This window comes from Virgibacillus sp. DJP39, assembly GCF_049310925.1.
Lineage (GTDB): Bacteria > Bacillota > Bacilli > Bacillales > Amphibacillaceae > Virgibacillus_F.
Map to the genome: position 1 here is coordinate 1 of NZ_JBMERP010000010.1, position 15,235 is coordinate 15,235.

13 protein-coding genes are annotated in these 15,235 nt (G+C 26.1%); all 13 read left to right on the plus strand.

Annotated features, from left to right (window positions below):
* Nucleotides 1-489 precede the first annotated feature (489 nt).
* The 13 genes from ACOI1D_RS05440 to ACOI1D_RS05500 all read left to right on the plus strand — a co-directional run bounded on the left by ACOI1D_RS05440 (nucleotide 490) and on the right by ACOI1D_RS05500 (nucleotide 15,197).
* Complete coding sequence (locus tag ACOI1D_RS05440; protein ID WP_422499842.1) at nucleotides 490-1,032, plus strand: MerR family transcriptional regulator; 543 nt, start codon at nucleotides 490-492, stop codon at nucleotides 1,030-1,032.
* A gap of 1,070 nt (nucleotides 1,033-2,102) precedes the next feature.
* Nucleotides 2,103-2,387: a hypothetical protein gene (locus ACOI1D_RS05445; protein WP_422499844.1), complete on the plus strand. Its 285-nt coding sequence runs from the start codon at nucleotides 2,103-2,105 to the stop codon at nucleotides 2,385-2,387.
* A gap of 151 nt (nucleotides 2,388-2,538) precedes the next feature.
* Complete coding sequence (locus ACOI1D_RS05450) at nucleotides 2,539-4,725, plus strand: hypothetical protein (RefSeq protein ID WP_422499846.1); 2,187 nt, start codon at nucleotides 2,539-2,541, stop codon at nucleotides 4,723-4,725.
* 189 nt (nucleotides 4,726-4,914) lie between these two features.
* Nucleotides 4,915-5,811, plus strand: a complete 897-nt coding sequence (locus ACOI1D_RS05455; protein ID WP_422499848.1) for a DHH family phosphoesterase — start codon at nucleotides 4,915-4,917, stop codon at nucleotides 5,809-5,811.
* 91 nt (nucleotides 5,812-5,902) lie between these two features.
* On the plus strand, nucleotides 5,903-6,526 hold the full coding sequence (locus ACOI1D_RS05460) for a DUF669 domain-containing protein (RefSeq protein WP_422499850.1): 624 nt from the start codon (nucleotides 5,903-5,905) through the stop codon (nucleotides 6,524-6,526).
* Nucleotides 6,527-6,577: 51 nt separating this feature from the next.
* A complete protein-coding gene (locus ACOI1D_RS05465) occupies nucleotides 6,578-6,898 on the plus strand; it encodes a hypothetical protein (protein ID WP_422499852.1) in 321 nt (106 codons plus the stop codon).
* 77 nt (nucleotides 6,899-6,975) lie between these two features.
* Nucleotides 6,976-10,923 carry an exonuclease domain-containing protein gene (locus tag ACOI1D_RS05470; RefSeq protein WP_422499854.1) on the plus strand — a complete coding sequence of 1,316 codons (3,948 nt, stop codon included), beginning with the start codon at nucleotides 6,976-6,978 and terminating at the stop codon, nucleotides 10,921-10,923.
* 158 nt (nucleotides 10,924-11,081) lie between these two features.
* Nucleotides 11,082-11,303, plus strand: coding sequence for a hypothetical protein (locus ACOI1D_RS05475; protein ID WP_422499856.1), 222 nt, complete (start codon nucleotides 11,082-11,084; stop codon nucleotides 11,301-11,303).
* Between the two features lie 133 nt (nucleotides 11,304-11,436).
* Nucleotides 11,437-12,555, plus strand: a complete 1,119-nt coding sequence (locus tag ACOI1D_RS05480) for a helix-turn-helix domain-containing protein (protein WP_422499858.1) — start codon at nucleotides 11,437-11,439, stop codon at nucleotides 12,553-12,555.
* Nucleotides 12,545-12,916, plus strand: a complete 372-nt coding sequence (locus tag ACOI1D_RS05485) for a hypothetical protein (protein ID WP_422499860.1) — start codon at nucleotides 12,545-12,547, stop codon at nucleotides 12,914-12,916. The genes ACOI1D_RS05480 and ACOI1D_RS05485 overlap by 11 nt, the downstream gene beginning before the upstream one ends.
* Nucleotides 12,894-13,235, plus strand: a complete 342-nt coding sequence (locus ACOI1D_RS05490) for a hypothetical protein (protein ID WP_422499862.1) — start codon at nucleotides 12,894-12,896, stop codon at nucleotides 13,233-13,235. Before ACOI1D_RS05485 ends, ACOI1D_RS05490 begins: the two co-directional genes overlap by 23 nt.
* A 226-nt stretch (nucleotides 13,236-13,461) precedes the next feature.
* A complete protein-coding gene (locus tag ACOI1D_RS05495) occupies nucleotides 13,462-14,550 on the plus strand; it encodes an HNH endonuclease (RefSeq protein WP_422499864.1) in 1,089 nt (362 codons plus the stop codon).
* A gap of 20 nt (nucleotides 14,551-14,570) precedes the next feature.
* The gene (locus ACOI1D_RS05500) at nucleotides 14,571-15,197 is read left to right on the plus strand and encodes a nuclease-related domain-containing protein (protein WP_422499866.1); all 627 of its coding nucleotides are present in this window, start codon (nucleotides 14,571-14,573) and stop codon (nucleotides 15,195-15,197) included.
* Nucleotides 15,198-15,235: the final 38 nt, after the last annotated feature.

The window sequence follows — 15,235 nt, forward strand, 5'->3', positions numbered from 1 at the left end:
GTAAAAGTAAAAAACGCTATCCCCCTTGTTATATAAGGTTTTCTAAGAAAATTTTTGTCTTACCTTAAAAAATTCAACCTAAGACACTTTTAACATAACTCAGTTTTTCCCCTCTCAACAAATTTCTTATTAAAGATTATTAAAGTTTTTTTGGTGTAGATATTGTTAAGAAGGAACGTCTAATAGGCGTTCTTTTTGATTTTTAAAAAACATTTAAGTGTATATAAGAATGCAAAAGGAAGCATCTGAGGAGGATAGAACAAAAATATGTAGTATTTACCTATTAGTCTTTTAAAACTTCTAAAAAGCACCTTAAAATGAATATTTGATACTATTATACTTAATTGTTATTTGTTATTTCTATAGTTATTTGGTACATTTAGATTAATTATTAAAAACATAACTTATTAATCAGATTAAAATAAAGATATATTTTAAAATCACCCTAAATTTTTAAAAAAACTACATTATAAGTGAGGTTTTAAAAACATGGATAAAAATGATAATCAGGTGGATAAAAAGGTGGATAAAATAGAATATACGATTAAAGATGCAAGTAATTTAGTTAATGAGAAAACATCTATTATTCGGAATTGGCTAAGAGAGTTAGGCGAACACATTCCTACACATAAAAATGAGAGTGGTTATAATGTATTTTTAAAAGATGGAATTGAACGATTAAGAGAAATCAGATCCTTACATAGAGAAAACAACTATTCGATAAAAATGATAAATCATTATTTTGCTACAGGAGGAAAAGATTTTATTCCAGTTAAAGAGGAAACTGGCGAGAAAGTTGCTGAAGAATTGAAAGCCTTACGTGAAGAAATAAGAGAGTTAAAGGAACACGATAAAAAACAAACTCAATTCAATGAAAAGCTATTAGAGGAATTGCAGAAACAAAACACATATATTAATCGATCCTTAAATGAGCGTGATCAAAAATTATTAGAAGTGCTAGAAAAAAAGAAAGAAGAGAAACAAGAGAAACAAGAAAAGAAAGGTTTTTTAGGAAGGATATTTTTAAAATGATTTTTTAACCTATAGAAAAAGTTGAGTAGAACGCTTTAGTTAGCGTTCTTTTTTAATGTTATTAAAAACTTGATGAGCTTTTATGGTAACTATTTTTAAATGAATGTTAAAAACTTGATCATCTATTGAAAATAATTAAGTGGAGTAGTGACGTAGTAGTAGTAACTAATACAGTTGTAATGTAGTAATTTTATCAAAATCACGTATTTTCACGTATCTTCATTTTAATAAGTGTATTACTAACGTAGTAGTGACGTAGTAGTGAGTTGCTAATGTAGTAGTGACGTAGTAGTATGTTTTTTATTAAGTTTAAAAAAGTTATACATATTAAAACGCCTGATATAACAACGTTTGGTTAAAATTTATTACATATAATAACTGGTTGTAAGTATATTCATCAATTTGTATTAAAAAACTAAGTAACGTTGATTTATCAAGTGTTATAGTGTGTAGGAAGTTTTATTTTGATCCAGCGTTAATTGTTATTTTTATTATCAATAGGAACGTAAACACCTTCTAATTTTTCTGATTTTAATAGATAAACGTAATAACTACCTGTTTAAAACGTTGATATGCATGTTTTTTAACTTATATTTCTACATAAAATTAAAAGTTTTAGTTGATATAGTAATCTTGTAGTGAAAAGTGAATAATATGTTGTTAAGTAAACGAATTACTATGTAGTAAAAAAATCAATATCAATATCCTGATTCTTATTAACTACAATTATCAGTCAATATGTCGATAAATAGGATGATGGTCTTATTAACGCTACTGAATAATTTTTTAAAAAAAGCTATTATTATATTAATCAAGTATTTATATAAGCTATAAAATGAAAGGAGTTGTTATTCAATAAATATAATTTTAAACACAATTTAGTTATGATTTTGATATTATTATACAATCATTATATATACAATTATAAATATAATTATAAGATAATAATAGAAAAAATAAGGGAAAACCCCAAAAAAAACGCATTTTTTCATAGATTTCACCTAATGTTCTAATGAAGTAGTGGGGGAGTAGTATTAAAAAAACAAAAAAGAAAAAAGGGGATGTTAGAAATGAGTATTTTGAGAAAAGAAAGTATTATATTAGGAATGATTTTGGTGGTCTTATTTAGTTTAGTCACACCTATAGGAGTATTTGCTGATACTGAAGTTAGTGTATCTAATTATGAATTTTTAGATGAAGAAGGTAATGTTATTGAAAGGTTAGAAATGTATACACATGAAACATTAAAAATTAAAAATCCAAGTGATGAAGAGGTATTGGTGTTAATGACTTGTTATCCTGATACAGAATTTCAACCTAATGAACGGTTATTAATATATGCAAAACCAATTTAACAAATTAGAGGGTGAGAAAATCTCATTCCTCTTTTTTTTTATTCAAATTTTAATGAAAAGTTATGATCAAGTTTTTAATATCTTTATATAACAAGTAGTCATAGATAAAAAACATTCATAAATGCAGTTAAATGTGAAGGGGTTGTTAAAAATGTATAAAAAAGTAGGAATATGTGTTTTAAGTTTTATGGTATTATTTTTTACTGGAATGTTTGATGTTAAAGCTAAAGGTGAGGCAACTACATCTAAAACAACATCTCTGATAAGTGATAAAAAACAAAGTATTATATTTGATTTACCTAATGTTACTAAAATAAATAGTGTGAGTGTAGATGATGGTTATGTTGTTAGTAAAATTTTAAGTGGAGATACATTAACAGTAGTAGTTGATGGTAGTAAAATTGATGATGAAGAATGGGATTATAAATATTTTGATAAAATGATTACTAACTATGGTACTCCTAATAAAAATAGCCCTAACACTTATCAGTATGGAGATTCTACTCCAGATCCTAATGATACTGGATATAGTGGAGTGTTAAAAAAATATATTAAAAGTGGTATACCAAGAGATACTAAGTGGGTAAGTAACCAAAAAAATAAATGGTATGATGATGGAATATATTCAGGTAATCTAAGTAGTTATTCTGTAAAAACTAGTGATTCTGATACCAAGTGGGTAACTAATCAAACTTCAAGTTGGTACAATTATGGTGGTTATTCAGGTTGGTTATCTAGTTATGTTTCAGGTAGCGGTCCTGATTATTCAAAAAAAGTAACTAAAAGTATAGTTTCAAATGATAATTGTAAAGATGCATCAAATTCATTGTGGTATTCAGATAATGGATATAGTGGATATTTAAGTTATATTGGTTGTGATACTAGTCTTCAAATGTTTGGTGTTACCTTAGCTAAATATTATGGAAATGTTACTAACAAAGGTGAGACATATTACAGATATAGAGGAAACGTAACTAAACCAGCACAATACGTTACAAGATATAAAGGTACTGTAGTAAGACCTGATAGTCGAGTATGGAAATATAAAGGTACAGTTTACAAAGGTAAATGGATTAATCAAAGATATAGTTATAGTGTGAAAGTTGATTATGAAGATAATCAAAAGCCAGTAGTTAGTTTTTCAACTGATAATGATAGATATTCAGAAGTTAGTGGTTATAATGTTATAAATCTTAGTGGAAATTCAAAAGATCCGGATGGAGATAGTGTGATAATCCATTATAGTGTGGGAAAAAGAATTGGTAAAATAAATGTTTTAAATAATACACAATTTAATATAAATATACCTATTGATAGTCAAATAACTGAGGGAAAGCATCAAATTAGATTGTGGGCAGATGATGGGGATTATTTAGGTAAATCTGAAACTGTAACTAAGAATATTATTGTGGATAAATCTGATCCTAGTGCATCTTTATTAGAAAATAATCAAGAATATCAAATATCGTTAGATTTCACTAATGTTGATGGTGATATTGCTGGTTTACATAGTAGTCCTTATAGGGTTGAACGTTCGGTAAATGGAGGAAACTTTAATACACGATTTAATTGGAATTCTAGTGATAGTTTTACTGATATGAATGTATATAGTAATACAAAGTATTCTTATCGGGGTGACGTAAGAGATAGTGTAGGTCATATAAGTAATAAAACAAATTTAGTTGAATTTGTTACTTCTCCTAAAATTAAAAATAGAGAGAATGATTATTTAGAAGATGAGCCTAATACTATTGTAATGGAGCTAGAAAAATCATTACCTAGTGGAATAAGCTTAGAAATAAAAAGAAGTGGTACTTTAATAGCCATATTAGATTCAGGTAAAACGTTCACCGATAGTGGACTTGATTTTGAAAGGGATTATACCTATGAAATTATTGCAGTTTCAAATGATAAAAATGGAAACAGATTAGAAAGTGTTCCAATAAAAAAAACTGTAACGACTGGTGTATCTATTTTAAAAATGACACTTTTTCATGAATTTGATAATATAAACAACTATTATTTAGTTAATCGAACGGTTTTTAGCGATAAAGTAACTGTAAGAGGAAATTTATTTTTCAATCAAGGAGGAAAAGTTGATATTATCTATTCCGATAAAAATGGAGAAGGTGTTGAAGAATTCAATCTTAATCCTTATCAAACCGAAACTTTTAATTTAGAAGGAAAATATAAAGATAAAGAAGTATATGAAGTGGTAGCAAGAATGAGTGAAAAAGGAATTAATATGGAAGAAGAAGCAAGTGTAAGGGTAGATATAAAACCAGTAATAATTAATGAATTAGATGTTAGTGGTAATTTATTTAACACAATTTATTAATCATTAAGAGAGGGATAAAAACCTCTCTTTTTTTATGTTTATCAAAACTTGATGAGGTGTTACGGATCATTATTTTAAATAAATATTTAAAACTTGATGAGGTAGCTGATGGTGTTATTAAGTCTACTGAAGAATGAATATTAAAATGCTATTATTATAGTAAGAATAAAATTAAAAGGGGAGCTTATAATGAAAAAAGTAATGTTATTTAGTCATTCGGATTTAGATGGTGTAGGTTGTGTGATTGTTGGTAAAAAAGTGTTTGGTGAAAAATTAGACTTTCAAATGTTAGGTTATCATCAAATAAACGAAAGTGTAGAACAATTTATTAAAAATAACGATTATAAGGGATATGATGAGGTATACATAACCGATATATCCGTTTCAGAAGATGTAGGGGAGTTATTAGAAGGAATTAAAGGGGAAATAAAGGTAACTCTTATAGATCATCATGTGGATGCCTTAAAATTGAATAAATATAGTTGGTCTAAAGTAATTACTAAAAATGAAAAAGGTAAAACAAGTGGAACTTCATTATTTTTTAATTTATTAAAAGAAGAATATAGTGTATTAAATGAGTTAGAAGAATTTGTAGAAAAGGTTAGGAGATATGATAGTTGGGAATGGAACGATATTTATAATGATTTTGAAGCTAAAAAGTTAAATGATTATTATTATCTGATAGGAAGAAAACGTTTCGTGGAAAGATATTTAGATTTTTCAACACCTTTGTTTAATGAAATGGAAAACTTGTTAATGGAAATTGAATACGAAAAAATGAATGATTATGTAAAGTGGAAATTAGGTAATGTTAGAATTGTTAAATTTGAAGAAAAGAAAATAGGAGTAGTGTTAAACGAACAATATCCTAACGAAGTTGCTTCTGCAATATTAGATTCTAAATTACATATAGATTTAGTGGCATTAGTTAATGGTGTAAGTGGTGGGGTGAGTTTAAGAAGTAAAGAAGATGGTGTAAATTTAATTGCTAATCAATTTGGCGGTGGTGGTCATCCTAGAGCTTCAGGTTTTGGGTTGAGTGAAGATAAAAAAAAGAAAATGATAAATCTTGTGTTTCAAAGTTAATGGTCTAATTAACACTACTGAATTTTTTAGTTTTTAAAGCTATAATATAAATAAGAATAAATGGAGAATATAAAAAGGGGAGAGTTAAGTTATGAAAATGAGAATGAAGGATTTTAAAGGGAAAAGAAATAATGATGAAAAGGTTATTGTAGAAAGTGGGAAATACGAAGTAAAGATTGTAAATGTAAAAATAAGTAAAAAAGAAAAAGGTAAATATAAAGGATTTGATGGTTTAAGTATTGGAATGAGAATTAGAGATGATGTAAATCAAAAATACGGAAAAATTTATGTTTGGGATAACTTGGTATGGCACGAAGATTTTACTTGGAAGATTTTCGATCAAATAGGAAATATTTTAGGTTTAGATGAAGAAAAAACATATGAACCGGAAAGTTATAAATTAGATATTTTGAATAAAGAAGTTATGGTAGAGGTTATTAAGAAAAAAGCAAAAAGAAAAAGTGATGGAGAATTGTTTCATTTAAATAACATTAAAAATTATATGGTAAGTGATTTGCTTGAAGATGAGTTAGATATAGAAGATGAAACTGAAGAATCAGATGATATTAATTTAGATACTAGTGATGTTGATGATATGGAAGAAAATGAAAAGGAAAATGAAGACCTGGATTTAGAAGAAGAAGAAGAAGAAACGGAAGATGAAAATTATGATGAATCAGATGAAGATTTGATGAATTCAATATCAGTATCATAGAGAAATAAGAGAGGGGAGTGAATGCTTCCCTAATAAAAAGGGGGAAAAAAGATGGGTATTTATAAAGGAAAAAAAGTATTGATTTTTCAAAATTACGAAGAATTAAAAATTTTTTTCAATAAAAGAAAAAACTTGTATGATTTAATTTTTGGGGAAGTTATTTTTAGTGTACAAGAATATGGTTTTAGTGAATGTGTTTTTAATGACAGAATCACAGTAACTAGGAAAAATGAAAGAATTGATAAAGGGGATTTACAATTAACATATGTTGATATTGATGGTTATAAGAATATAAAATTTTACATTAAAAATCGGAAAATCACAAACATATTAGTTGGTGATAGGAACAATTTAACAGACGTTGATTTTTAACAAAAATGGGGGAGTGAATGCTTCCCTTTTTACATAGAAAAAAGAGAAAAGAAAATTTTAAAAGGGGATGTTGGTTTATGGGGAGATATAGAGCGAAAAAGTTAGAGAATATGAAAAAGGGAGATTTAGTGAAGTTTTTCGGTAAGATTGAACACATAGATAATTATGAGTATAAAAGTAAAAAAGGTGAAGTTTATAAAATCCTTGTTAATGTTATAGAGAAAAATGATTTAGGTGAAATTGTTTTGAATGACACTATTGAAAGTATAGCTTTTTTGAATTATAAGGATCGTAAATATAAGGTAGCTAAAGAATTATTCGATTCTTTAGTAGTAGGTGATGGAGTTGTTTTAGAAGGAACGGTTGGTATTGATGAAACTTATCATAAAATCATAATCCCGTCTGTCCATATATTCACTCAAATACCTACTCGACAAGTAGTTATTGATAATATAGAAAAATTTAAATTTGAAGAGAGAAAAGAAGAAAGTGAATATAATCGTGTAGAGTTTCAAGTTACCACAAAATTTTCTACTCAGCAGTCGATTGTTGATGTGAAAGATTTAGTTGAAATAAATAAACAGTTTGGAAATAATGTAGTTTCTGTTGCTGATAGAGGAGTTTGTCAAGGTTTCCCTGACTTTGAATACGAAGTAAAAAAGAATGATATGAAAGGGTTGTATGGAGTCGAATTTAAAGTGAGTGATGAAACATTAACTCCTTATATAACTAATTCAAAGAAAAAGTATGATGATAATACATATTTCTTTTTCGATATAGAAACAACTTCATTAAACGCAACTTTTGGTGAGATAATTGAAATAGGTGTAGTTAAAATTAAAAATGGTAAAAAAATAGATGAATTTCAAAAATTAATCAAACCTAAAAAAAGTATTTCAGCTACTACAACTGAATTAACTGGTATAACGAATGAAATGGTAAGAGATGCTGAAAACGAATTAACAGTTTTAAAACAGTTTAAAAAATTCGTTGGAACATCTACTTTGGTAGCTCATAACGCTAAATTTGATTACAATTATATTCAACAAAAATGTAAAAAGTATAGTACAGATTTTAATTTTGATAATAATCCTATAGTAGATACTTTAAAAATGTCACGCTTATTATTTAAAAAATTAAATAAACTTAAAAAAAGAAAGTTCACTTTAGATATTATGTTACAAGAGTATGATATTGATTTTGAAGGAAATCATCATAGAGCTAAAGATGATGCTCTAATGTGTTACAGATTATATGAAAAATTATTGGTTAATCATAAAAAAGGGAAAAAAGTAATAAATGGTTTTGAATACTATGGATTGAAAAACTTACAAATGATTCATGATAAAGGAGAGGAGTTTATAGATTCGTGGAACGCCAGTAGAATGTTAGTTTATGCTAAAAATCAAGCTGGAAGAAAATCTCTGTATCAATTAGTGTCTTTAGTTAATATAACTTATACAGATGAAAAAACGTTACCATTAGATGAGGTTTTGCAAAGGAGAAAAAACTTAATTTTAATAAGTGGTGGATTTGAAGCTAAAGATTTATTCGATAATTTACTTGATGGAAAAATTAAGAAAAAAGACTTAGTAAAATATGATGCCATTGGTATACAACCAACTTCGCAATTAAATAAAAAGAATAATAAATATAAAACATTAAGTAATAAAAAAATACAAAAAATAAATACTTTTTTAATTAAAAATGCTGATGAAAATAACGTTCCAGTTATAGCTATTGGTGGAGTACATTACATTAATAAATTTGAAGAAAAGTATCTTAAACCTATTGTTAATGAATCAATAAGATCAGGACTTCCACATTTAGATAAAAGAATAAAAAAGGATGCTTTTTTCAAAACTACTAAAGAAATGTTAGAAGATTTTAGTTACTTAGGAAAAAATAAAAGTAAAGAAATTGTAGTAGATAATACTATAATGTTAGCTGAAGAGTTTGAAGAGATTTTTATTGTTGAAGATAAATTATACACTCCTTTTATAAAAGAAGCTAATGAAGTTATAAGAAAAAAAGTTAATATGAATTTAGAGAAAAAATACGGAAAAAATCCTGACAAAGAAATTTTGGAGAGATTTAAAGACGAAGAAAAAAAAATAATTAACAAAGGATATGGAGTAATTTTTTATGCTAGTTCTTCTCTTATTGAAAGATCAGAAAAAAATGGATACATAGTTGAGGATAGAGGTTCTGTAGGTAGTTCTTTTTACGCCTTTTTAAGTGATATATCTGAGTTAAATCCATTACCTACACACTATCTATGTCAAAATTCTAATTGTTGTAATCTTGAATGGATGAAAGAAATAGAAGATGGATATGATTTAGATGATAAAAAATGTGAAAAATGTATTGGAACAATGAAAGGGGAAGGAGGATATTCACCTTATTCCGTATTTGGTGGAAAAGGAAAAGTACCTGATATAGATATGAATTTCGCTGACGTTTATCAACACGAAGCTCATCAACATATTTTTGATATGTTTGGTAAGGAAAAAAGTTTTAGAGCTGGAACTGTATCAACGTACAGTGAAGGGAAAAGTAAAAAAATTGTTTGGGATTTATTTAAAAAGGAAAGCAAAAAAGAAGATTTTTTATTAGAAGAACTATACAGTAATGATTATAATTTTTTTTACAAAGATAAAATGACTGGTGAAAAGAAAAAACAAAAAAATATTTATGGTAGTTTAGATCATATTATAGTTGAAGAATTAAAAGAAAAAGGGGGAGTTAAAAAAGTTTTTAGAGAGACATTTAAAATAAAAGACGGATATTTTAAAGAATATCATTCATTTATAAATAATGTTAAATATGGTACTGGAATACATGCTGGTGGAGTTATCGTATTACCTAATGGATATGAAATAGAAGATTTCACCCCACAAACTTATGCTAAAGATGGAAAAGATAAGAGTGTAATAACTACTCATTTAGACTTCAATAGCATACATGACACAGTATTAAAGATTGATGCATTAGGACATAGTTCACCAACTATCTTTTTTAATTTAGAAAAAGAAACTGGAATAAATGTAAAAAAAATAAATTTTACAGATAAAAAAGTATTAGAAGAATTAGGAAAAGGAATAACTGCTGGAATCCCTGAATTTAACACTATTTTTAGTACAAACGTTATTTTGCAAACAAAACCTAGAATTTTTTCAGATTATATTCGCTTAATGGGATTAACTCATGGTACTGGAATTTGGTTAGGAAATGGCGAGGAATTGGTTGAAAAAGGAAAAAGTATTAGAGATATTTTCTCTACTAGAGAAGATGTGTTGAAATTATTATTAAGTAAAGGTATAGAAAATAAAATGGCTACTGATATTTTTGAATTTGTAAGAAAAGGAAAATTACATGATGGTAAAATGGAAAATATCAAAAAATGGGAAGAATGGAAAGTATTAATGTTTAAAAAGGGGATAGAAAAATGGGAAATTGAAAGTATGGAAAAAATAAAATACTTATTTCCAAGACAACATGGAAAATCATATGCAAAAACATCTTTGCGTATGGCTTATTATAGGTATCATCATTTAAAAGAATTCACTAAAGTATTATTGGATAAAGGAAATGAAACAAATGATGATGTAAATACGAAAAAGAAGAGTAAAAAATCTATTTCTTATTTACCAATTTTGTTAGAAAAAAAAGAATTTGACAACATGATTAGTGATATTGAAAAACGTTGGTCTGATCCAAAAACAAATCCAACAAATAAAGAAAAAACATCTTATCCAACATATAAACTTATTCAACATTTTATGAATAAAGGTTATAAAATATATCCAGTAGATTTAGAAAAATCGGCAGATAAAAAATTTATTTATGAGGAAGATGGGTTAAGATTACCTTTAAGTGTTATGCCTAACATCAACGCAAAATTAAGAGAGAAAATTATAAAAACAAGGAAGAAAGACGTTTTTACTTCTAAAAAGGATTTAAATCGTTTAACTGGAAATAAAAATTATATAAACACAATCGCTATGTATTGTGGATTAAAGTAAGAAAACATTAATTCCAACTTCTAAATAGAGGTTGGTTTTTTTATGGTCTAATTAAGAGGGTTGAATTATTTAAATTTTCGTGCTATAATGACATTATAGATAAAAAACCTATTATTTAGGTTTAATAATATTAATTATAAAAAAGGGAAGTGTTAAAAATGAAAATGGTTATTCCGATGGTAATAATGGTTGTAGTGGTTCTTGTGTTGACAAATGGGGTTTTAGGTACAGATACAGGTTCAATTATGAATTTTGGTGATACATTTAATTCTAATATTGAAAGCGAAATATCATCTTTCGCTATGGGATTTATAGAAGAAAAAGCTAATGAGGTACTTAATAACTTTTGGGAAATTTCAGGGATAAATAAAATTATGTAAACAAAGTATTATTCTAATAAAATTAGAGTAATATTTTTTTGTTTATATTTGATTATATAAATGTTTCATTGTATAATTAACCTATGTACTGCATATAAATATAAAAATAATTAAAAAAATGGAGGTAAAAGAGTTGAGAGTAGCGATTGAAGAAAATATGAATATCAAAGAAATAGAGAGAGAAGCTGAGAATATTGTTACGGATATTATTAACTACATTAAAGGAGTTAATGAATATATAGGTGTGGGATCTATAACACAAAAGGATGTTACAACATCCACACTCTATAAAGATATTGTAAAAATATTAGAGGGGAGAAGTAATTTAGAAATTGATGAGGAAATTCTGATTAGAACCGAACGTGTGAAAAAGGTATTATCTAATACACCATATCAACAAATTTGGAATTCTAACTTAGAAACATTTAATAAAACAAAAATTGGTGAAGCTATTGTTTTTCTTGAAAATACAAACTTTATGGAAAGTGAATATATTACACAAAGCGAAGCAAGTAATTTATTAGGTAAGGATATAGCACATATAACAAATATGATACACCGATTTGAACCACGAATTATCAATGACAGAAGAATGGTTAGACGTTCATCTGTAATAGCTTATAAAAATGAATATGAAGCTAGAAATAAATTCAAGACAAACGAAGAATATATGAGTGCTGATGAAGTAGCTAATGAATTAAATTTTTCTATCCATTTCATTTATAAACTCCTTAAAGAAGGAGAGCTTTCAAAATATGCGGTTTCTACCGCAGGTGTCGGTTTATATATAGAAAAAAAGTATGTAGAAGAATATAAAAAAAGAAGAGATGAACAAAGAAAAAAATATAACATGTTTGATTTTTTAGGTACACAGGAAACAGCTTTAATTTTGTTTAATAAAACTCCTGCGACAATTTCAAATTGGATCAAAAAAGGGATTTTAAAAAACTCAAAAAAAGTAGGAAGAAACTACGAAATACCTAGAAGTGAAGTTTTAAGGGTAATGAAAGAAGAAGGGTATGAAAATGCTGATACAAAAGTTGAAAATAGAGATAGAACGTTGTTTCAATATATTAAAATTTACACTAGAGCATTAAAGGATAATGATAAGCAACAACAAGAAGGTATTTTAGACTTAGCTGAGAAGAAAGGATTTAAGGATTATATGAAAGTAACTAGAGAGGCATTTAATAAAGGTGAAGAAGTATATATTCCTGATTGGGTATTAGAAGAATATGAAAATGAAAATTGATTACGATCATGATGCTGACGAGTTAAAGATTAAATGGAATGAAAAATTAACGTTTTTTCTAAAACATGACCATTATAGCCTTGATGATGTGTGGAAGGATCCAAAACATACAATAGTGATTAGAGATAATGGTTTTAGTTTCTTTCCAGTAAATAAAGATTTAAATGAGGAAAATAATATTGAAGATGTTTTTTTTGGGAATGGTGGAAAAGTGATTTTAGAATACGATAAGGAATTTGATGGTTTTAAGTGTAAAATTTTATTTTTCAAAAGTGAAAGAAAAGTGATTCAAGAAATTTGTAATGATATTAGATATATAGAAAGTGAGGTGAAAATGAATGTTAAAAGAAAAAGTAAGTAAATTACCTGATATAGCTATTAGTAATGAATATGAAGGATTTTTGTTTAAGGTTAGAGATAACTTATTATGTTTTTTAACAAAAGATAATGAGTGTTTAAAAAATGATATTTACTTTTTACTTAGTGAAGATGGAAAAGAAAATAAAAACGGTATATATTTAAAACTTGATGATTCCTTTCCACTACTTTTTAAAGAAATAAAACAACGGATAAAGGAAGAAGGAAATTCAGTTTTGGATGAATATGTTGAAGGTAATGGGATTAATGGAATGTTGGATAACGCTATTAATGAAATAAGAAAAAATGAATTAATGGTCTGATTAACGGTAGTGAATTATGAAGGAAAAAAAGCTATCATAAAAATATAAGGAATATAAGGAAATAATAAATAGGAGGTCGCTTCACACTATAAGTGTGAGGTTGATTTCCTATTTTAAATCTCTCTTGTAACATTCCTGTAATATAAGTTTTTTTTAAAAATGTTATAATAGTATTATAAGATAAAAAACCTAATATATAGGTGTTAAATTAAAAGGGGAGTTTTAATTGAGAAAATTGAATTATAAAGATGTAGAAGTGTTATTTAAAGAAAAAGGATTTATTTTATTAGAAGAAGAGTATAAAAATAGTAAAGAAAAGATGAAATTTAAATGTAAAAAACACTTAAATGATATTCAATATATTACTGTGTCAAAATTAAAAAATGGTGGATGTAAAAAATGTACTAATGAAAAGAGAAAAGTTGATTTTTCGTTAGTGAAAGAAACTTTTGAAGAAAAAGGTTTTATTCTATTAGAAGAAAAATATAAAAACATCTCAACTAAAATGAGGTGTAAATGTAAAAAACATTTAGATGAAAATCAATATATGTCTTTAAAAGATATAAGATATGGTAGGAAATGTGAATTTTGTGATAGTAATATGAAGTATGAAGAGGCTAGTAATCTTTTTGAAGAAAAAGGATTTGTATTATTAGAAAAACAATATAAAAATACCTCAACTAAAATGAAGTGTAAATGTAAAAAACATTTAGATAAAATTCAATATAAAAGTTTATCGAGTATAAAAATGAATGAAGGGTGTAAGTTTTGCACTAATAATGTAATGAGTTATGAAGAGGTTAGTAATCTTTACGATAAAAAAGGTTATATTTTATTAGAAAAACAATATAAAAACGCTTCAACAAAAATGAAATGTAAATGTAAAAAACATTCAGATAAAATTCAATATAAGAGGTTATCGAGTATAAAATTAGATGATGGATGCTCATATTGTTTCCACGAAAATAATAAAGGAGAAAATCACTCAAACTGGAAGAAAGAATTAACAGATAAGGATCGTAATCAAATTGGGAGAAAAAATTCTCAATATAAAAAATGGAGATTTGATGTTTTAAATAGAGATAATTATACGTGTCAATGTTGTGGTAATAATAATAATATAGAACAACTTAATGCTCATCATATAAATAGCTGGAATTATTTTAAAGAAGGAAGATATGATATTACTAATGGAGTTTGTTTGTGTGTTAGTTGTCATAAAAATTTTCATTTCATATATGGATATGGTAATAATACGGAAGAACAATTTAATAAATTCCTAAAAAATAATAGAGAGTATAAAAATGTTTCATAACAAGGAAAGGGGATGTTAAAATGAAATACATAAGTAACAAAAAGAAAATGAATAAGTTTAGAAAAGTGTTAAGAGAAAATAAAATGTTAATGGATTGGAATGAGGAAAGGGGAGGAATGAATTATGATAGATATAAAAAAAATTGTGAGAAAAAAATCTATAAAAAACAAATTTCAGGGGATAAATTAGAAGATGATGTAGTAAAAACTTTTTCAAAGGTGTTTAAAAATAAAAATTATATATTAATACGAGATATTATTATTGATTTTAATACTCATATAGATCTTTTATTACTAACCTCAAATGGTGTTTTTATAATTGAAGTTAATGATTGGAAAGGTGAATTTCAAATAAAGAATGATATGTGGAAAAAGAAAATTAGGAATGGAAAAACATTTTGTTATAAGGATAATAAAAACCCTTTTATAAAAATAAAAAAGAAAGAAAAAAAACTGAGAAATTTGTTTGAAGAAAAAAAAATCGAAGCACCTCTATTTTCTTACATTTTTTTAAATAATGATTGTGTAGAAACTGATGATAATAGAATTGTATGTAGTAAGGAAGAGTTGGTAAAAAAAATTAATAAAGATATAAATTTAAAATTAGATACTTATTTAAATGGAATGAGAATACTAAAAATCAATTAATTTTAAAATAAATAGGAGGTCGCTTCACACTATAAGTG